The sequence below is a fragment of the Shinella yambaruensis genome (assembly GCF_022899355.1).
In the GTDB taxonomy this organism is placed as follows: domain Bacteria; phylum Pseudomonadota; class Alphaproteobacteria; order Rhizobiales; family Rhizobiaceae; genus Shinella; species Shinella yambaruensis.
Map to the genome: position 1 here is coordinate 72,536 of NZ_JALJCK010000001.1, position 16,956 is coordinate 89,491.

Annotated in this window: 20 protein-coding genes; 11 read left to right on the forward strand and 9 right to left on the reverse strand. The window is 62.4% G+C overall.

Annotation, left to right across the window (positions count from 1 at the left end; all coding sequences use genetic code 11):
* Positions 1–131 precede the first annotated feature (131 nt).
* Positions 132–473, forward strand: coding sequence for an ArsR/SmtB family transcription factor (locus MUU56_RS00345; RefSeq protein ID WP_244765379.1), 342 nt, complete (start codon positions 132–134; stop codon positions 471–473).
* A complete protein-coding gene (locus MUU56_RS00350) occupies positions 470–1,393 on the forward strand; it encodes an SRPBCC family protein (protein ID WP_244765380.1) in 924 nt (307 codons plus the stop codon). The genes MUU56_RS00345 and MUU56_RS00350 overlap by 4 nt, the downstream gene beginning before the upstream one ends.
* 159 nt (positions 1,394–1,552) lie before the next feature.
* On the opposite strand, the gene MUU56_RS00355 is transcribed toward MUU56_RS00350, so the two are convergent.
* On the reverse strand, positions 1,553–1,993 hold the full coding sequence (locus MUU56_RS00355; RefSeq protein WP_244765381.1) for a BA14K family protein: 441 nt from the start codon (positions 1,991–1,993) through the stop codon (positions 1,553–1,555).
* Between the two features lie 288 nt (positions 1,994–2,281).
* Here MUU56_RS00355 and MUU56_RS00360 point away from each other — a divergent pair, with 288 nt between their 5' ends.
* Positions 2,282–3,256 (forward strand): GlxA family transcriptional regulator, encoded by a 975-nt coding sequence (locus MUU56_RS00360; RefSeq protein WP_244765382.1) that lies wholly within the window; start codon positions 2,282–2,284, stop codon positions 3,254–3,256.
* A 141-nt stretch (positions 3,257–3,397) separates the two neighbouring features.
* On the opposite strand, the gene MUU56_RS00365 is transcribed toward MUU56_RS00360, so the two are convergent.
* From MUU56_RS00365 to MUU56_RS00375, 3 genes are all read right to left on the reverse strand, one after another.
* Positions 3,398–3,997 (reverse strand): transglutaminase-like cysteine peptidase, encoded by a 600-nt coding sequence (locus MUU56_RS00365; RefSeq protein ID WP_244765383.1) that lies wholly within the window; start codon positions 3,995–3,997, stop codon positions 3,398–3,400.
* A 485-nt stretch (positions 3,998–4,482) separates the two neighbouring features.
* Complete coding sequence (locus tag MUU56_RS00370) at positions 4,483–5,094, reverse strand: PilZ domain-containing protein (protein WP_244765384.1); 612 nt, start codon at positions 5,092–5,094, stop codon at positions 4,483–4,485.
* A gap of 145 nt (positions 5,095–5,239) precedes the next feature.
* Complete coding sequence (locus tag MUU56_RS00375; protein WP_244765385.1) at positions 5,240–5,881, reverse strand: PAS domain-containing protein; 642 nt, start codon at positions 5,879–5,881, stop codon at positions 5,240–5,242.
* Positions 5,882–6,167: 286 nt separating this feature from the next.
* Here MUU56_RS00375 and MUU56_RS00380 point away from each other — a divergent pair, with 286 nt between their 5' ends.
* A complete protein-coding gene (locus MUU56_RS00380) occupies positions 6,168–6,908 on the forward strand; it encodes a rhomboid family intramembrane serine protease (RefSeq protein WP_244765386.1) in 741 nt (246 codons plus the stop codon).
* 186 nt (positions 6,909–7,094) lie between these two features.
* Positions 7,095–7,523, forward strand: a complete 429-nt coding sequence (locus MUU56_RS00385) for a CBS domain-containing protein (protein ID WP_244765387.1) — start codon at positions 7,095–7,097, stop codon at positions 7,521–7,523.
* Positions 7,524–7,603: 80 nt separating this feature from the next.
* Here MUU56_RS00385 and MUU56_RS00390 read toward each other — a convergent pair whose 3' ends face one another.
* From MUU56_RS00390 to folE, 3 genes are all read right to left on the reverse strand, one after another.
* Positions 7,604–8,566, reverse strand: a complete 963-nt coding sequence (locus MUU56_RS00390; protein WP_244765388.1) for a patatin-like phospholipase family protein — start codon at positions 8,564–8,566, stop codon at positions 7,604–7,606.
* Positions 8,567–8,927: 361 nt separating this feature from the next.
* On the reverse strand, positions 8,928–9,380 hold the full coding sequence (gene hisI, locus MUU56_RS00395) for a phosphoribosyl-AMP cyclohydrolase (protein ID WP_263193621.1): 453 nt from the start codon (positions 9,378–9,380) through the stop codon (positions 8,928–8,930).
* Between the two features lie 76 nt (positions 9,381–9,456).
* The gene (gene folE / locus MUU56_RS00400) at positions 9,457–10,068 is read right to left on the reverse strand and encodes a GTP cyclohydrolase I FolE (RefSeq protein ID WP_244765389.1); all 612 of its coding nucleotides are present in this window, start codon (positions 10,066–10,068) and stop codon (positions 9,457–9,459) included.
* Between the two features lie 394 nt (positions 10,069–10,462).
* Between folE and MUU56_RS00405 the strand changes: the two genes are divergently transcribed.
* From MUU56_RS00405 to MUU56_RS00420, 4 genes are read left to right on the forward strand one after another with little or no spacing between them, the layout of a single operon-like run.
* Positions 10,463–10,909 (forward strand): iron-sulfur cluster assembly scaffold protein, encoded by a 447-nt coding sequence (locus MUU56_RS00405; RefSeq protein WP_133035393.1) that lies wholly within the window; start codon positions 10,463–10,465, stop codon positions 10,907–10,909.
* Positions 10,910–10,915: 6 nt separating this feature from the next.
* On the forward strand, positions 10,916–11,281 hold the full coding sequence (gene yidD / locus MUU56_RS00410) for a membrane protein insertion efficiency factor YidD (protein ID WP_244765390.1): 366 nt from the start codon (positions 10,916–10,918) through the stop codon (positions 11,279–11,281).
* A gap of 4 nt (positions 11,282–11,285) precedes the next feature.
* Positions 11,286–11,705 (forward strand): DUF2267 domain-containing protein, encoded by a 420-nt coding sequence (locus MUU56_RS00415; RefSeq protein ID WP_244765391.1) that lies wholly within the window; start codon positions 11,286–11,288, stop codon positions 11,703–11,705.
* Positions 11,702–12,229 (forward strand): DUF1697 domain-containing protein, encoded by a 528-nt coding sequence (locus MUU56_RS00420; RefSeq protein WP_244765392.1) that lies wholly within the window; start codon positions 11,702–11,704, stop codon positions 12,227–12,229. The genes MUU56_RS00415 and MUU56_RS00420 overlap by 4 nt, the downstream gene beginning before the upstream one ends.
* A 2-nt stretch (positions 12,230–12,231) precedes the next feature.
* Here MUU56_RS00420 and MUU56_RS00425 read toward each other — a convergent pair whose 3' ends face one another.
* Entirely contained in the window at positions 12,232–12,816 is a 585-nt protein-coding gene (locus tag MUU56_RS00425; RefSeq protein ID WP_244765393.1) for a methyltransferase family protein, read from the reverse strand.
* A 120-nt stretch (positions 12,817–12,936) separates the two neighbouring features.
* A complete protein-coding gene (locus MUU56_RS00430; protein WP_244765394.1) occupies positions 12,937–13,764 on the reverse strand; it encodes a pseudouridine synthase in 828 nt (275 codons plus the stop codon).
* Positions 13,765–13,962: 198 nt separating this feature from the next.
* On the opposite strand from MUU56_RS00430, the gene prmB reads away from it, so the two are divergent.
* Positions 13,963–14,880 (forward strand): 50S ribosomal protein L3 N(5)-glutamine methyltransferase, encoded by a 918-nt coding sequence (prmB, locus tag MUU56_RS00435; RefSeq protein ID WP_244765395.1) that lies wholly within the window; start codon positions 13,963–13,965, stop codon positions 14,878–14,880.
* Positions 14,881–15,161: 281 nt separating this feature from the next.
* A complete protein-coding gene (locus tag MUU56_RS00440; protein ID WP_244765396.1) occupies positions 15,162–16,859 on the forward strand; it encodes an AIPR family protein in 1,698 nt (565 codons plus the stop codon).
* The last annotated feature ends 97 nt before the right edge of the window (positions 16,860–16,956 follow it).

A 16,956-nucleotide genomic window follows, 5' to 3' on the forward strand; every position in this document is an offset into this window, starting at 1 on the left:
GCGCCAGACCAGCGCCACAGACCGTTTCCACTCGCCGGGGAAGGTGCCGGCTGCTTTGGCGCCTCGATAATACTTAGCAAGTTGGCGAAGTTTCTCTTGCGTGCCGGGCGCATCGCATGATAGTTAGCATTATGACTAAGCATGATCCCGACCTCTCGCTGCTTTTCCACGCTCTGGCCGATCCGACCCGTCGATCGATCCTGACACGTCTGGCGGAGGGGCCGGCGGGGGTTACGGATTTGTCCGAACCCACGGGGCTGCGTCTGCCCACGGTGATGCGGCACCTTTCCGTGCTGGAGGAGGCAGGGCTGATCGTCACGTCCAAGGACGGGCGGATACGCACCTGCGCCATCGTGCCGGCGGCACTGGAGCCGGTTCGCACATGGCTCGATGAACAGCGGGCCATATGGGAAGCCCGGCTGGATAGGCTGGAAGCCTTCGCGACGAGGGCGATCAAGGAGCGCAAGCAATGATATCGAAACGCAACCCCGAGCGCATGTCTGCGGCACCCGATCCTGCGGACGACCGCTTTGCGACGCTGACCTTCGAGCGGACCGTGGCCGTGCCCTTACCGGTGCTGTGGCAGGCATGGGCGGCTCCGGCCGCGCGGGCGGTCTGGTCTGCCCCGACGCCCTCCGTCACCGTGGAGTTCCTGGAGGCCGACACCCGGGTGGGCGGGCGCGAAATCTCGCTTTGCAAGGTCGAGGGCCAGCCGGACATTCGTTGCGAGTGTGGTTGGCTCGAATTGCAGCCGGGGCTGCGCAGCGTGAACTACGAGACGGTCTCCTGCGGGGGCGTGACGCAGTCGGCGGCTCTGGTGACGGCGGATTTCTCCGGCACGGACGAAGGCAGCCGAGTGATCGTGACGGTGCAGCTTTCCTCGCTTGCCGAAAACATGGAGGCCGGCTACCGGCAGGGCTTCAATGCCGGGCTGGACAATCTCTCCGCGACGGCCAGGCGAACCATGGTCCTGCAACGGGTGATCCAGGCCCCGCGAAGCATCGTCTGGGACAACTGGATGAATGCCGAGACGCTGCCGCAATGGTGGGGGCCCGACGGGTTTTCCTGCCGCACGAAGCGGATTGATCTCAGAGCGGGCGGCGAATGGGTCTTCGACATGATCGCGCCGGATGGCAAGATCTTCCCGAACCACCACCTCTATACCACGGTTCAACCCGAGGAGAGGATCGCCTATACGCTGCTATGGGGCGAGAACGGCCCGAAGCATGCTGACGCCTGGGCATCGTTCGAGGATCAGGGCGAGGGAACAAGGGTGACGCTGGGCATGGTGTTCAGCACGGAGGCCGAGTTCCAGGCGGCGAAGGGCTTCGGCGCAGTCGAACTGGGCCTGCAGACGCTGGGCAAGCTGGAAGTCTTTATCAAATCACGATGAGATGCCGCGGCTCGGCAGCCGGTTTCAAGGATCGTTTTGAAGGGGTTTTCGGCCTGTGGCGCAGCCTTCAAGCGCATTCAAACCGAAGATTTTTGCTAGTCTACTGCAGCGAAAAGGGCAGCCGAATGGCTGCCCTTCCTTGCTTCTACGCCATACGCATCACGAATAGGGCGATACGCACTGCTGGCGCGGGCCGTTATAGGGCTGGAACGTGTTGTCATACGCCCGATACGAGCGATAACGGTTGGCACACCAGCTCTGGTGCGATCCGCTGCCGGCCTGCGGCTGGTTGGCGATAGCGCCGCCGATTGCGGCACCGAGGCCGAAGGCGGCAAGCGGATACCACCAGCCATCCGAATGGCGGCGATAACCCGGGCGATAGTCGCGGTAGCCGCGATGGCCGTGCCAGCGGCGCTCGGCGCGCCGGTCGTAGCGATCGCGACGGTCGCGGCGATCGTAACGATACTGCACCTTCTCGACGGCGGAGGCTTCCGGCACGGGCACCCTTGCAAAGGTCACGGCCTGGGCCGGGATGACGGAGGTCAGAGCCAGGGCAAGGGAGAGCGCTCCCGCGGCAAGACCAGTCTTGAGATTCAACATGGCAAAAACCTTTCCTGCTTTTTTCGAGAATGAAACGCGGGACGGCCCCGGGTGGTTCCCGTTGTCTTCGATGACGGCCGCAATCCCGCGGGAAAAGGTCAAAAAAAAACGGGTTGGTCCGCCTTGTCGGCTCGCCAACCCGTTCCGGTAAAATGCGGATCAGGGTATTCGGGGTACAGGGGCTCTCACCACAATCCGGCTGCATCTCCAGATCTCCTGTGCGGCCGATCATGCCCGAACGCGATTTTCTCGATTGACATAATGCGCATATTTTTTGACGATTTCCACATGAGCAAAAAAGCGCCGCGGCAGGGGCCGCTCGACATCACGATCGTCCTTCTGCCCGAGTCGTCGATCATGTCGCTCGCCTCGGCACTCGACCCGATGCGCGCGGCAAACCGCGTCGTGCCGGAGCCGGTGTTCCGCTGGACGATCCTGTCGCCGCTCGGCAAGCCGGTGCTCCTGACCTGCGGCGTGGAGATCCGCGTGGACGGCGCCTTTGCCGACGTGACGAGCGGCGACGCGCTGCTCGTCATCGCGGGCTTCAACCAGGAGCGCCATGCCGACCGGTCCTTCGTGTCGCGGCTGAAGAAGGTGGCGCGGCGGTTCGATGTGGTGGCCGGCATCGAATCGGGTTGCTGGCTGTTGGCGCGCTCCGGCCTGCTCGACGGGCGCGATGCGACGGCGCATTGGGAGGAGCTCGAGGATTTCGCGGCCGCCTTTCCGGCGCTCAACGTGCGGGCCGACCGTTTCGTCACCGATGGGCCGCTCTGGACCTCGGGCGGTGCCTCGCCGACCTTCGACATGATGCTGCATCTGGTGCGCGCGCGGTTCGGCTCGGCGGTGGCGCTCGATGTGGCGAGCGTCTTCGTCTATGACGAGACCCATGCCGCGACGGATGCGCAGCCGCTCGTCTCGCTCGGCCGGCTGGGTGAGCATCAGCCGGACCTGGCCGCGGCGATCCGCCTCATGGAGCGCACCATCGACAGGCCGCTGACCATTGCCGCGCTCGCCCGGCGGCTCGGCTTTTCCACGCGCAAGCTGGAGACGCTGTTTGCCGCCGGCCTCGGCATCGGGCCGGGAAAATATTACCTGCGCCTGCGGCTGACGGCCGCCCAGCGGCTGGTGCGCGATACGTCGCTTTCGATCCAGGACGTGGCGTTGCGCAGCGGCTTCGACAGCCTTTCCGCCTTTTCACGCGCCTTTCGCAATCACTTCGGCGCAAGCCCGCTCAAACTTCGGGCCGAGCAGCGGGCCAAATAGAGCGCGGCCGGTTCCGGGACAGCAGAACCGGCCGCAGGGCCATGGTCGGGGACGGGGATTGGGGGACTGACCGGGCCCTTTCTCGCGCCCGGCGGTTTCGCCGGGCAGTCTCGTCATGCGGCGCCTTGCGGCGGCCGGATGTTACTTGACGCTACCGACGGCGTCGGCACGACCGTCCTGAAGCTTCACCCACTTGCCGGCATTCACCGAGGACTGGCGCTTCAGGTAGCGGTATTCGGTCTGCGACCAGAGCAGGACCTTGTTGCGCATGTTGTCGAGCACGAAGTCGCCGCGGTCGGTGCGCACGGTCAGCACGGCATGGCCTTCGCCGTTCGGCTGCAGCACGACGGTGATCAGCAGGTTGGAGGGCGAGATGCCGGCCTCCATCAGGCGCTTGCGCTTGATGAGCACGTAGTCCTCGCAGTCCGCCGCGGTGTCGGGATAGGTCCACTGTTCCTCGACGCCGTAGATTTCCATATCCGTCAGCGGCATGAACTCGGTGTTGGCGGTGTAGTTGACCTTGAGGATCGTCTTCCAGTTTTCCTGCGTCAGCTTGAGCGGGCCGGTGTCCTTGCCGGTCGGACCGCACTCGTCGCTGTACTGCTTGCAGAATTCATAGTGCCCGATGGGCTGGTTTGTCGCGCCGGCCAGCGGAATGTTGGCGGGCAGGGCCATCGCAGCGCCTGCGGCGGCGAGAGAGAAGAGGAATGCGAACGTCCCTGTCTTGATCGTTTTTGTCATTGTGTCTGTCCCCGTTTGATGGGGTCACAATGGCAGCTATGTTTTGATCTTGCGCGAAAAACGGAAGTATAACTTAGTTCAAATCAAGACAGCATAAGAATAAAACAAGAATAGAATTTGACGTTGTTTTGATCTGTATTTGAAGCGTATTTGATTAAAATTTGAACGAAATCCTGCCTGCGCCAAGATCGCCGCAGATGGCGTAATTCGCTGATTATAAAAGGGATATTTCGTTGAGCGCCACGCTCTTCGGGAGGCGGCTGGCGAGCTGGGCGCGCCGGCGGGGAACGCAAGCCGCGCGCCGCGGCACCGGACGGGCGGCCGGAATGCCGAGGAAGCCGCCAGAAGGGACGGCAAAACGCCTTGGCGGGCCGAAAATTTTTTTGCGTTTATTTTCGCGAAGAGCAGCCTGTGCCGTCCTGAAACAGCAAAGGGCCCCGCAGGGGCCCTCTTGGAACAGGTCGGCGCCTTGCCGTCCCGGAATGTTACAGGAAAGCGGTCAGGGCTTCCTTCGACTGCACGGAGGAGAACTCGATGGCGACGCCCTCCTGGAAATGGCGCACGACGCGGCCCTTCATGTTGCCGAGCTGTATGGGCGTGCCGAGGGCCGGCCGCACCTCGATATCCACGGCCGCGCCGGAGAGCGACAGGTCGATGATGCGGCAGGGATAGCGCCGTCCGTCGTCGAGTGTCAGCTCGGTGCGGGTGTTGCGCGGCGCCAGGCGGTTGTGGCGGCGGTCTTCCGGCAGACCGAGTTCATGCTTGTTGGCGATCCAGGTCAGCTGCGCGGCGAGCTTCTCGCGCTTGCGGTCCGTGGCGGTCAGGAGGATGGCGAAGCCGTTGTCGTTGAGGACGGCGACGCTGCCTTCGATGCGGCCGAGATGGTCCACATAGGCGATGATGCGCTCGCCCATGCGCGGGCGGGCGGCGCAGACGAAGCTGGCGTCGCCGGGCGACATGTCGAGCACGGTGCACTCGTATTCGTCGTGGTTGGGCAGCATCAGCCGGCCCGGCAGGTTCACCGAGACGCGCTGGAAGCTGCGCTGCTCGGGCTGCGGCTTGCGGGCGGCGGGCGATGCTTGCTGGAATGAGTACATGTGCGCGCGGGCCTGATGATCCTATCTCTTTCCAACTCTTAATCTTTCGAGGTTAACAGAAGGTTTGCCAACCCGTTGAAAAGCGATCACGGTCGCGTGTTTTGACAACTCAGGGGCGTTTTCGGTTGTGGCTGCGCCTTCGACCTCACGCATCGTCAGCCGGACGGCCGCCTTCGAAGATGCGAAGGTGCAGCACGCGGCTCACCGTCTGGCCGAGGCCGGCCGGCCGCATGGCCATGATGGAGGTGGGCATGGGGATGGCCGGCCGGTTGCCCTCGAGGCTGCGCGCGCGGCTCGGGTCGATGACCGAGAGCGCGCCGAGCGTCGCATAGCGAAAGGCGCACAGCGGCGGCTGCTGGCCGGGCAGGGGGGCGAAGGCGCCGATGATGCGATCCGCCGCCTTGCCCTTGCTGGCAAGCGGCAGCAGCACGATCTCGGCCTCCGTGGTCTCCAGTCGGCCGTCGACGAGCGCGACCTGCAGGATGGCGGGCGCCGCATGGGCCATCACATTCTCCGTGATCCGCGCGATGCGGGTGCGCTGGTCGGGGGCAAAGAGCGCGTCGAATGCCGTTCCCTTCAATTCACGGCCGAACTGCGCGCAGAGGCGCGTGCCCGCCAGGCGGAAGCGCGGATCGTGCAGCCGGCCGTGCTCCAGGATGAAGACGTCGGGCAGGATCGGCGCGATGTCGGCGGGCTCGATGGCGCTCCGCAACGGAACACGGCGCTCGCCGCGCTGGCGCGTCCAGTAGTCGTAAAGGGCCGTGATGGCCTTCGTCTGCATGCTCATTCCAATCGATTCTGTTCCGTTTCGGCACGAAAGGCCGGGCATCCGGTGGTCTTGCCGGGGAAGGAGCGAGTTTCGTGCCAGCGCGGCGTTAAGGTTAATATTTGGTTTCGATTGCGCTGCCGGCCGGCTTGGGGGAACATCCGGGCATCCCTCCATGAGGGACTGGTTTACTGCACAACGATTTCAGCCCCGGGGATTGGGGGCGCCGGCCGTCAGCGAAAGCTGCACGGCCTTTCTTTTCTCTGTATAAGCGCGATTCGTATTTTATGAGTTTGGTGGATCGGTCATGAGTAACGACGGCGTTGACGTGCAGGGTGGCAGTGCGGATATCCGCAAGCGGGAGCCGGCCTTCAACCTGCCGGGCAGCCTCGTCGCGGTCCTGGCGCTCCTGACCGCCATCCACGTGATCCGCACCTATCTTCTCTCGGCTTCGGCGGACGAGTTCGTGCTCCTGCATTTCGCCTTCATTCCCGGCCGTTATGCCATTCCCTTCGCCGAGCAGGATCTTGGCTGGCTCTGGGGGCCGGTCACCTATTCGCTGCTGCACGGCAGCTGGGAGCACTTGATCTTCAATGCCTTCTGGATGGTCGCCTTCGGAGCGCCGGTGGTGCGCCGCATCGGCCTTGCGCGCTTCTTCCTGTTCTGGTGCCTTTCTGCCGTTGCCGCGGTCGCCTTTCACACCGCGCTGCACTGGGGGGCGATGATCCTCGTCGTCGGCGCCTCCGGCGTCGTCTCGGGCCTGATGGGGGCCGCGGCCCGCTTCGTCTTCTCGCCGAGCGGGCGCATCAGCCGGCAGTTCGCCCATCTCAATCGCCGCCTGACGATACCGGAAGCGCTGTCCAACCGCTCCGTGCTGGTCTTTTCCGGCATCTGGTTCCTGACGAACTTCCTGATCGGCTTCGGCCAGATCTTCGGCTCGGATGCAGGCGGGGTGATCGCCTGGGAGGCCCATATCGGCGGCTTCCTGTTCGGCTTCCTCTTCTTCCCGCTCTTCGACGTCGGGTCGCCGGAAAGCCGCCGGGATTAACGATAGTCCATTAGCGGTCTTGCAATCGCCTCTTTCGTGGCGCACCATGGATGTGTTCCGGTTCGCACATGCACACCGGAACGGGAGCGGCATGTCGCGGGAGGAAGCGGATGCCGCCGGTACTGGCAGGGCAATCCCAATCGGGTGTCCCGCCTCTCTGCGTCATGATGCACACGGGAGGTACGCATGTATGTGAAGTCGATACTGGACGAGAAGGGCCGCAACGTCGTTACCGGCGGCCCGCAGCTCACCGTCAGGCAGGCTGCCGTCTATCTGCATGAAAACCACATCGGCGCCATCGTCATCCTCGACCGCAACGACCGCATCGCCGGCATTGCGACCGAGCGCGACATCGTTGCCGCCGTCGCCCGCAACGGGGCCGAATGCCTGGACAAGCCCATTTCCTCCATCATGTGGGGCAATGTCCATCGTTGCGGCGAGAACCAGACCGTCGACGAGCTCATGGAAATGATGAGCACGCTGCGCGCCCGCCATATCCCTGTGGAGAAGGACGGCCGGCTCGTCGGTATCATCTCGATCGGCGACGTGGTGAAATCCCATATCCGGGCGATCCAGCACGAGGCGGATGCCATCAAGGCCTATATCGCCAGCTGACCTCCGGTCCCCCGAACGGTTTCGGGCGGAGCGACAATCCTCGCTCCGCCCGCTCCGGCATCTGCAATGCAGTCTCTTCATCAGCGCATCAGCACGACTTCCTGCATGCGCTTGATCTCGGTGATGCGGGTCTTGGCTTCGAGATAACCGCGATCGATCGCTTCGCCGGCGCGGTGGAACTCCGACAGGCCGATATCCGAAAGCTTGGGATGCAGCGCGAGATCTGGCGGGTCGCCGGCAAGGCGCGCGCGGGAAATGCGGTCCTGGATGATGTTGAAGGATTGCACCATCACGCTCGTCAGGCCGAGCCGCGCGGCGCTGTCCTCCTGCCTCGGCTCGTCGATCTTCTGTTCGCTGGCGCTGTGCTTGATCACCGCCGAGCGGCCATAGAGGTCGTAGTTGAGGTTGACGGCGACGACCAGCGGCTCCTCATGGGCGCGGCAGACCGAGACCGGCACCGGATTGACCAGCGCCCCGTCGACCAGCGTGCGATTGTTGCACTTGATCGGCTCGAAGATGCCGGGCAGCGCGTAGGAGGCGCGGATGGCGGTGATCAGCGCGCCGCTGTTGATCCAGACCTCGTGGCCGCTGTTGACCTCCGTGGCGACGGCGACGAAGGGACGGTCGAGGCTCTCGATCGAGAGGTTTTCCAGATGCTCCTGCATGCGCTTGGTCAGCCGCATGCCGCCGAAAAGGCCGGAACCGCGAATGGTGAAGTCGAGCAGGCTCGCGATGCGCCGCATGGTGAGCGAGCGGGCGAAGGCTTCCAGCTCGTCCAGCTTGCCGGCGAGGTAACAGCCGCCGACCAGGGCGCCGATGGAGGTGCCGGCGATCATCGAGACCTCGATGCCCTCCTCGTCCAGCGCCCTCAGCACGCCGATATGGGCCCAGCCACGGGCGGCACCGCCGCCGAGCGCCAGAGCGATCTTCGATTTGCGCGGCGGGGCCGGCGCGGGAATATGGGACATGTCGTTCATGGAAGGACCGCCGGGGTCGGATGCATCGGCTGTTACAAGACTACGATTGAAACTCCAGTTCAACATTCCCGACCTCCGTTACCAAGAGGAATTCGCAGCGAAGCAATCGGTTCCGGCATCGCGGCATCCTCGGCAACACAATAGATGACAGGATAGATGCATTCTGTGACGCGGGGAACTTTGCGGGCGAAAACCTGCCGGGCTGTCCCGTGTGCGTCCTGTTTCGGCTGGAGGAGGGCGCGTGCCCGCAGGATCGTCGCCCCGGTGGGGGTGGCCTTGGAAACCTGTCGTGACGCACGAGAGCGATGGGGTTCCATGTCCTGATCCGCATGGCGGGGATAAAAGCCGCCATGCAGGACATTAAGCGTCGGGATCGGTTGCCAATTGGTGAATCCGTGCCGAAACCGGACGGAATTCGCCGGGATGCTTAATTTTTGCCGTAGATCGCCGCCGGGTCGAACTGCGGCGCGCCGCCCGTGATGGTCAGCACGGCGCCATCGGGACCGTTCGAGACCGTGCGGTAGAAGCAGGATCTGCGGCCGGTGTGGCAGGTCGCATCATGGCCGGCGACCGCGACCTTCAGCCACACCGCGTCCTGGTCGCAATCCGTCCGCAGCTCCACGACGGTCTGCAGGTTGCCGGAGGTCTCGCCCTTCTTCCACAGCGCCTTGCGCGAGCGGCTCCAGTAATGCGCGATGCCGGTCTCGATGGTCAGCGCCAGCGACTCGGCGTTCATGTGGGCGACCATCAGCAACTCGCCGTCCTTCGCATCCGTCACCACGGCCGTCACCAGGCCGTGCTCGTCGAAGCGCGGCGTGAAGGCCGGGCCCGTTTCGAGCTCGGCCTTGTCCTTGGGCGGGGTCTCGAAGGTGATCGGCATCGCGGTCGATTGCTCCATCTTTCTGTTTGACGCAATCCCGGACGCAAAACCGCTGCGCACTTTTGCTGGAAATGCTCTAGCTCCGGATCATCGTCATGAACCGGACCTGCTCGGCCGGTTCGGTCTTGAAGGCACCGGTAAAGGTGGTGGTGAGCGTTGTCGAGCCCTGCTTCTGGATGCCGCGCATCGCCATGCACATATGCTCGGCCTCGATCATCACGGCGACGCCGCGCGGGTTCAGCGTCTCGTCGATCGATCTGGCGATCTGCGCCGTCATCGTCTCCTGCGTCTGCAGGCGGCGGCCGTAGATCTCCACCACGCGGGCGATCTTGGAGAGGCCCAGCACGCGGCCGTTCGGCAGATAGGCGACATGCGCCTTGCCGATGATCGGCACCATGTGATGCTCGCAATGCGAGAAGAACGGGATGTCCTTCACCAGCACCATGTCGTCGTAGCCGGCCACTTCCTCGAAGGTGCGGCCGAGCACGTCCTCGGCGGCGAGGTCATAACCCGAGAAGAGCTCGCGATAGGCTTTCGCAACGCGCGCCGGGGTGTCGAGCAGCCCTTCGCGCTCCGGATCGTCGCCCGCCCAGCGGAGCAGGACGCGAACGGCATCCTCCGCCTCTTTTTGCGAAGGACGGCCGGACGGATCGTCGACACGCGGGAAATTGGTGACTATGGCGTCCATGGACCCATTGACCTTTCTGCAGGTTACCTGACGTGTTTATCGGACTCGCCACTGGCCATTCGCCTAACCCTGCAGGCTTGGGTTCCGTTGGCGGGCTCCGGGGCTTTCGGGTCTTCGCTTCTCAGTGCGCATGACCGTCCGGCACGGTTTCCCAAACAACAGGTGAACGACTTGCTCCTTGCCTTCGCAGTTCCGGACGGAAAGCCGTTTCGCACGTTTCCGGGAATTGCTCCAGCGTCTTGCAAAACGCTCACCCCAATACGAGTTATCATATAGTATCGGGCGAGGCCTGCGAAAGAGGCTTGAGACGACACGCCGTGCTTTTTTACCGACGAGGCCGGAATAATCTCCTCGGATCATTGAAGATTCCGCAAAAAATGCGGAAAACGGGACCATGATGGACGATATCTACAACAGCCGTATCCTCGAATTTGCCGGCAACATCCCGCGCATCGGCACGCTTGCCGATGCGGACGGCGAGGCCGGCGCCCATTCCAAGCTGTGCGGCTCGCGCGTCAAGGTCTACCTGAAGCTCGACGGCGACCGGGTCACGGATTTCGCCCATGAGGTGAAGGCCTGCGCGCTCGGCCAGGCCTCGTCCTCGATCATGGCGCGCCACGTCATCGGCGCGACGACGGCGGAAATCCGCGACGCGCGCGACAAGATGCTGGCCATGCTCAAGGCCGACGGCGAGGGGCCGGACGGTCGTTTCGAGGACATGCGGTTCCTGCGGCCGGTCAAGGACTACAAGGCCCGCCACGCCTCCACCATGCTGACCTTCGACGCCGTGGTGGACGCCATCGGCCAGATCGAGGCGAAGCGGCTGGAAAAGGCCGGGTGAGGGGCGATGTGCGATGCGCCCGACTGCCGGCATGCCGGTGCGCGGCCTGCCCATAGGGGGCGCAACTGGCAGGGGCCGTTCCGCCGGACGCTGGGCCGCCTCCTCGGCATGGGCCTCATCCGGCTCTACCAGCTGACGCTTTCCGGCTTCGTCGGCAACGGTTGCCGCCACCTGCCGACGTGTTCGGAATATGGCTACGAGGCCGTCGCCCGCCACGGTCTGTGGCGGGGCGGCTTCCTGGCGCTGTTCCGTGTCGCCCGCTGCGGCCCCGGCGGTACCCATGGCTTCGATCCCGTGCCGGAGGCGCTGGCGCCGCGCTTTCACTGGTGGGCGCCCTGGCGGCTGTGGCGCGTTGCGGAAAAGAGGCGGTGACGCCATGACCGTGCCGATGGAATACCGCCAGGCCTCGCGCGATTTCGACGCCTTCCTCATCGATGCCCGCGACACGGCCATGCTGCAGACCACCAACCAGGCTTTCACCATGGCGGAGGCCGTGCTGACGGTGTTCCGCCGCCGGCTTTCGGTGGCGGAGGCGCTTGCCTTCGCCGCGGTCCTGCCGCCGGTATTGCGCGCGCTCTTCGTGTCGGGCTGGGATATCGCCGAACCGATCCGGCCCTTTGCGGAATGGGACGTGCTGATCCGCGAGGTGCAGGCGTTTCGCGGCGACCACAATGTCTCGCCGCAGACGGCCATCGCCGATGTTGCCGCCGCCCTCGGCCGGCATGTCGATCCGGCGGCCTTCGCGCGCGTCCTCGACCGGCTGCCGCCCGCCGCACGGGCGTTCTGGCGCCCATGACGGTCTATGTCGCTCTTCTGCATTCCATCGTGCTCGGCCCCGGACGGCGGCTCGTGATGGCCGACCTCAGGGCCATGGCCGAAGGCCTCGGCTTTCGCGGCACGCGCACCCTGGTCGCCACCGGCAACCTGATCTTCGAGGGAGAGGACGAACCGCTTTGCGCCATCGAGGACCGGCTGGAAGCGGCGTTTCGCGCGCGCTTCGAAAAGCATGTCGACATCATCCTGCGCACGGCGGAGGCCTGGCGGCGGCTTGCGGCCGGCAATCCTTTTCCGGGTGGCAACGGCGCGGATGTGGGTATCCGCGTCATGCGGACGCCGCTGGGGCCGGAGGTTCTGCCGAGGCTCGAAAGGATCGCCACGCCCGGCATCCGCCTCGCTGTCGTCGACGGCGATCTCTGGGTGGATTTCTCGCAGAAGCCGAGCGAGACCAGGCTCCTGTCGCACCTGACGACGAAGAAGCTCGGCATCGGCACCCTGCGTAACGCCAACACCGTCAACGGCCTTGCGACCATGCTCGGCTGAGCTCACAGCCACCGGGGCACCCGCTGCCGGTAGGCGCGATAGGCCGCGCCGAGATCCTGGACCAGCACCGCCTCCTCCACCCGAACCTGCAGCCGGACCGCGAGCACGAGCGCGGCCGTGAGTGCGAGCTGGACCGCATCCGGCCGCGCGACGAGAAGGCCGGCGAAGAGCGCGACCTGCCCGACGAAGACCGGATTGCGCGAGAGACGAAACGGTCCCGTTTCGACGATGGCGCCGGAATGCCCCGCCGCCGAGCCGATGCGCCAGGACAGGCCCATGCAGCGCTGGGCATGGATGGCGAAGAGGCCGCCGGAAAGCGCCAGCAGCAGGCCGGCGATACGGACCGGCGGGGGCGGATCGAGGAACGCCGGCGCCGGCTCGACGCCGGTGGCGAGAAGCACGGGATAGAGCAGGCCGCCGGCAAAGCTCAGGCGGAAGAGCAGGGCGGGCAGGCCCTGCCGGCCGCCGAGGCCGAACAGCCAGGCCGGCCGTCCCGCCGCCCGCGCCGAAAGCACCGTCAGGACGAGGAAGGCGGCGAGATAGGCGCCCATGAGGGCTGCGGAAAGAACGGGCAGGGACGGCATCATCGGGTCTCCGATCTTGGTCGCGGCCAGTCTGCAACCTCCAGTGACTGGAGAGTCAAGGCCCGCGCCGTGCGACCCAGTATGCGGCCGGCCGGCGGCGCGGGGAAAATGCTGTCGCGGTGCTCAGCGGCGGACGAGCCGGCGAAGCGTCTTGACTTCCGCCTCCGTCAGCGGGCGGACGGCGCCCTTTTCGAGATCCCCAAGCACGAGATCGCCGATGGCGACGCGCACGAGGCGAAGGCACGCGATATCGAGCGCTTCCAGCATACGGCGGATCTGGCGGTTGCGGCCCTCGTCGAGCACGATCTCGAGCCAGGAATTCCGTTCGCCGTCGCGCAGCCTGCCTGCGGACCTTGCGCGCAGGAATTCGCCGTCGTGGTGGACGCCCTTCTCCAGCGCATCGAGGACCGGCCGGTCGGCGATGCGGTCGATCTGGACATGATAGGTCTTGGCGACATGGGTCTTCGGATCGAGCAGGGCGTTGGCGAATTCCGTGTCGTTGGAGAAGAGGAGCAGGCCCTCGCTCGCCTTGTCGAGCCGGCCGACGGGGGAGAGATGCGCGGGATCGAGGTGCTTCAGGCATTCGAACACCGTCGGCCGGCCCTCCGGGTCGTGCCGGGTGGTGACGAGCCCGCGGGGCTTGTTGAGCATGAGGTAGACGGGTTTTTCCGCGACGACCGCCGCGCCGTCCACCGTGATGCGCGCGTCGGCAAGGTCGATCCAGGTCTCGGGATCGGTGACGATACGGCCGACGACGGCGACGCGGCCGGCCGAAATCAGCGCTTCCGCCTCCGTGCGGGAGCAGAAGCCGAGCTTGGAGAGGGCGCGGGGCAGGGTGGCGCGCTTGCCGGCGTTGGCGGCCTCGGGCCGCGCGGCGGCGCGGGCCTTCGGGGCGGCCGCTGCCCTGCGGGCAGGCGCCGGTTTTTGCCGTTTGCCTCTGTCTTTCGCCATGCTGCCCGTAAAACCCCTGATCGCCGCGGTTGACCGGCCAGCCCATGCCATTCTAAAGCCGGGTCCGTCCAGAGCCTTTCCGCTCGCCTGCGGCTGGTGGAAAGGCCCTGTTTGTCTTTTGCGCAATTCCCGACGCAAGACCGCTGCACGGTTCTGCCGGAATTGCGCCCGTCCACTATAGCCGAAGCGAGGCCGCCGTTGACCCAGGACGACATCACAACCGAACTCGTCACGCTGCGCGACTACTGGCGCTATGCGATCTCCCGCTTCAACGCGGCCGACCTCAGCTATGGCCACGGCACGACGACGGCCGGCGACGATGCGGCCTTCCTGCTGCTCGACACGCTCGACCTGCCGATCGACACGCTCGATCCCTTCCTCGACGCCCGCCTGCTGCCGGCCGAGCGGCAGCTGCTCGCGGCACGCATCGAGGCGCGCGTCACGACGCGAAAACCCTCGGCTTACCTCACCGGCCGGTCCTATATCCAGGGCGTGCGCTTTTTTGTCGACGAGCGGGTGATCGTGCCGCGCTCGCATATCGGCGAGATCCTGTTCTCCGAATATCTCGGCGAGCACGGCTCGTCCTTCCTGCCCGATCCGATGCTGGTGGAAAGCGCCGTCGACATCTGCACGGGCTCGGGCTGCCTTGCGGTGCTGGCGGCAAAGTTCTTCCAGCAGGCGAGCGTGGACGCGGTGGACCTGTCGGCCGACGCACTGGAGGTCGCCAGGCTCAACCTTGCCGAACACGACGTGGAGGACCAGGTGACGCTCCTTCAGGGCGATCTCTTCGCCCCGCTTGCCGGCCGCACCTACGACCTCATCATCACCAATCCGCCCTATGTCGACCATGCGGCGCTCGCAGGCTACCCGCCGGAATTCCGTGCCGAGCCGGAAATGGCGCATGACGGCGGGGAAGACGGGCTCGACCTCGTTCGAAAAATCCTCGCAGAGGCGGCCGATCACCTCAATCCGGGCGGCGGCATGATCTGCGAGATCGGCTCGGGCCGCGAGATTTTGGAGGAGGAATTCCCGCATCTGGAGTTCGTCTGGCTGGAAACGGCCGAATCGCAGGACGCGGTGTTCTGGATTTCGGCGGAGGCGCTCGGCGTGGAATGAGCGCCCCGCCGCGTTGTCCGGTAAGCTAGAACAGTTCGGGTGAGGCAGAAATCAAAAGCGCCTCCTCCTGCCGCATAGACATGTTAAGTGTTCCGCCTAGTGGCGGAAGGAGGGACAAGATAAAGCGGATTTTGGAGATAGGGAGAATGAGGAGTGTGAACCCTCCAGTACAGAAAAGGTGAGGCGCAACCAACGCCTGAAAAAATGGCAGGAATTAACAAACCTCGATTGCAAACTTCGAGCGCTATTGCGATGGTATGGGAGAGAATCGGGAGAATATTATGCATCGTATTGTTCACGCCCACCTGAAGAGTTTTTCTGAGAATTTTGGATATATCTCTGTTGCTGAATCAATTCAGTTTGAAAAGTTTTGTACTTTTAGTGTTTTATCTTCTCGGTATTCCGCTGATTTTGACCTTGATGAGGTGACCACTGGTGACGTGGACGATGGAATTGATGGTGTTGCTGTAGTCATTGATGAAACACCGTGCCCGTCACCTGAGGAAGCAGAAGGCATATTTAAGGAGCCAAGAAGGAATCACGATGTTGAGGTCGTTTTTGTTCAAGCAAAGGGCGGTGAACGCTTTGATTTAGGTGATTTTTTGAAGTTCAAAGACGGAATCTTGAGATTTGTCACCGCCGAGGTTTATTCTTTAAGTGATGATGTTTTGAATGACGCTAAAGCTGCATTCGATGTGGTGATATCCAATGTGCCAAAAGTTCGAAATGGAAGACCATCTGTTTTCGCGTATTATATCACGACAGGAATTTATCAAAACCCCGCAGAGCTGGAGCGCGCCCGAATAGAATTTGAAGAACAGCTTTTAGAGTTAGGGTACTTTAATGAGGTTGAGGTTCGGTTTCTTGGGCGTGATGAGCTTACGAAACTATGGGTTGGAACATATTCCGGTACGCAGGCTAGCTTGACTGCATTGAGTAATGCGGCTCTTCCAGAGATTTCTGGAATTGATGAGGCTTATCTTGCCGTAGTGAAAGCCGCTGACTTAGTTGATCGCCTTCTCATTACGGAGGATGGAAATCTTAGGGGGCAGGTCTTTGAGGAAAATGTGCGGGCTTATTTAGGGGATGACAATCCAGTAAATAAATCGATATCTGAGACTATAAAGTCTAATTCTGCTTCCAGGTTTCCTGTTTTAAATAACGGAATTACTATTGTAAGCCCTGATGTAAAACTTCAGGGTAGCGTTTTCCACCTAAAAAATTATCAGATAGTCAACGGCTGCCAGACCTCAAACGTGCTTTTTGAGAACCGTGCACATCTGGCGGAAATTATGGTGAATGTGAAAATCGTGGAAACTCAGGACGAGGATGTTTTTGCTGATTTGGTTAGAGCCACAAATAGCCAGTCCAGAGTTGATGATGCACAATTTTTATCTTTAAAGCCAGTAGTTAGGAGGGTGGAGCAATATTTTAACTCAGTCGATTCCGAAGATAAAGAGAAAAAATTGTATCTAGAGCGTCGAGATAGGCAATACGTTGGGCAGGATATATCTGCTATTCGTGTTTACTCTCTGCATAATGCTGCTAAGTGTGTTGCGTCTATGTATTGTGCAAGACCTGAGCTCGCTTTTAGGTATCCGAAGCAGATGTATGAGGAACTTGGCGGCTTCATTTTTGCTGACGATGTGAGGGAAATAGTATTTTATTCTGCGTGTTTAACGATGCATAGATTTAATCTTTTGGTTTCTAATAGTGTTATACCTCAGAATATGAAAAAATTTAAATGGCACATTCTTGCTGTTGTTAAGGCAATTATATGCGGAAAGACAAATAATAAACTTGGTAGTCGTGAAGTGGAAAAGGAGGCGGCAAAAATAGTATCATCTATGGAAAAGCATGGTCCGGAGGCCACATCTATATTTGAAAGAGCGACACGCGTATGTGTGAGTCTTGGTGAGGTTACAAATGATCGGTTGAAGAGACAGGCAATTCTCACTGAGATGTTGGAAAGTATTTAATTTACGACCATTTCGCATAGCTAGGTCGAGAATCTATAGCAATCAAAAACGAACGCTTAATCATTTATTTTCGACGAGAGCCGGAATGTCTCGAAGG

Coding starts and splice junctions, on each gene's coding strand:
- MUU56_RS00375 (WP_244765385.1), bottom strand. CDS start 5,881: ATGAGCATGCAGACGAAGGCCATCACGGCCCTTTACGACTACTGGACG.
- hisI (WP_263193621.1), bottom strand. CDS start 9,380: ATGCCGATCACCTTCGAGACCCCGCCCAAGGACAAGGCCGAGCTCGAA.
- MUU56_RS00365 (WP_244765383.1), bottom strand. CDS start 3,997: ATGACAAAAACGATCAAGACAGGGACGTTCGCATTCCTCTTCTCTCTC.
- MUU56_RS00355 (WP_244765381.1), bottom strand. CDS start 1,993: ATGTTGAATCTCAAGACTGGTCTTGCCGCGGGAGCGCTCTCCCTTGCC.
- MUU56_RS00390 (WP_244765388.1), bottom strand. CDS start 8,566: ATGTTGAACTGGAGTTTCAATCGTAGTCTTGTAACAGCCGATGCATCC.
- MUU56_RS00430 (WP_244765394.1), bottom strand. CDS start 13,764: ATGGCGAAAGACAGAGGCAAACGGCAAAAACCGGCGCCTGCCCGCAGG.
- MUU56_RS00370 (WP_244765384.1), bottom strand. CDS start 5,094: ATGTACTCATTCCAGCAAGCATCGCCCGCCGCCCGCAAGCCGCAGCCC.
- MUU56_RS00420 (WP_244765392.1), top strand. CDS start 11,702: ATGACGGTCTATGTCGCTCTTCTGCATTCCATCGTGCTCGGCCCCGGA.
- MUU56_RS00415 (WP_244765391.1), top strand. CDS start 11,286: ATGACCGTGCCGATGGAATACCGCCAGGCCTCGCGCGATTTCGACGCC.
- MUU56_RS00345 (WP_244765379.1), top strand. CDS start 132: ATGACTAAGCATGATCCCGACCTCTCGCTGCTTTTCCACGCTCTGGCC.
- MUU56_RS00425 (WP_244765393.1), bottom strand. CDS start 12,816: ATGATGCCGTCCCTGCCCGTTCTTTCCGCAGCCCTCATGGGCGCCTAT.
- MUU56_RS00385 (WP_244765387.1), top strand. CDS start 7,095: ATGTATGTGAAGTCGATACTGGACGAGAAGGGCCGCAACGTCGTTACC.
- MUU56_RS00380 (WP_244765386.1), top strand. CDS start 6,168: ATGAGTAACGACGGCGTTGACGTGCAGGGTGGCAGTGCGGATATCCGC.
- yidD (WP_244765390.1), top strand. CDS start 10,916: ATGTGCGATGCGCCCGACTGCCGGCATGCCGGTGCGCGGCCTGCCCAT.
- MUU56_RS00350 (WP_244765380.1), top strand. CDS start 470: ATGATATCGAAACGCAACCCCGAGCGCATGTCTGCGGCACCCGATCCT.
- folE (WP_244765389.1), bottom strand. CDS start 10,068: ATGGACGCCATAGTCACCAATTTCCCGCGTGTCGACGATCCGTCCGGC.
- MUU56_RS00360 (WP_244765382.1), top strand. CDS start 2,282: ATGAGCAAAAAAGCGCCGCGGCAGGGGCCGCTCGACATCACGATCGTC.
- MUU56_RS00440 (WP_244765396.1), top strand. CDS start 15,162: ATGCATCGTATTGTTCACGCCCACCTGAAGAGTTTTTCTGAGAATTTT.
- MUU56_RS00405 (WP_133035393.1), top strand. CDS start 10,463: ATGATGGACGATATCTACAACAGCCGTATCCTCGAATTTGCCGGCAAC.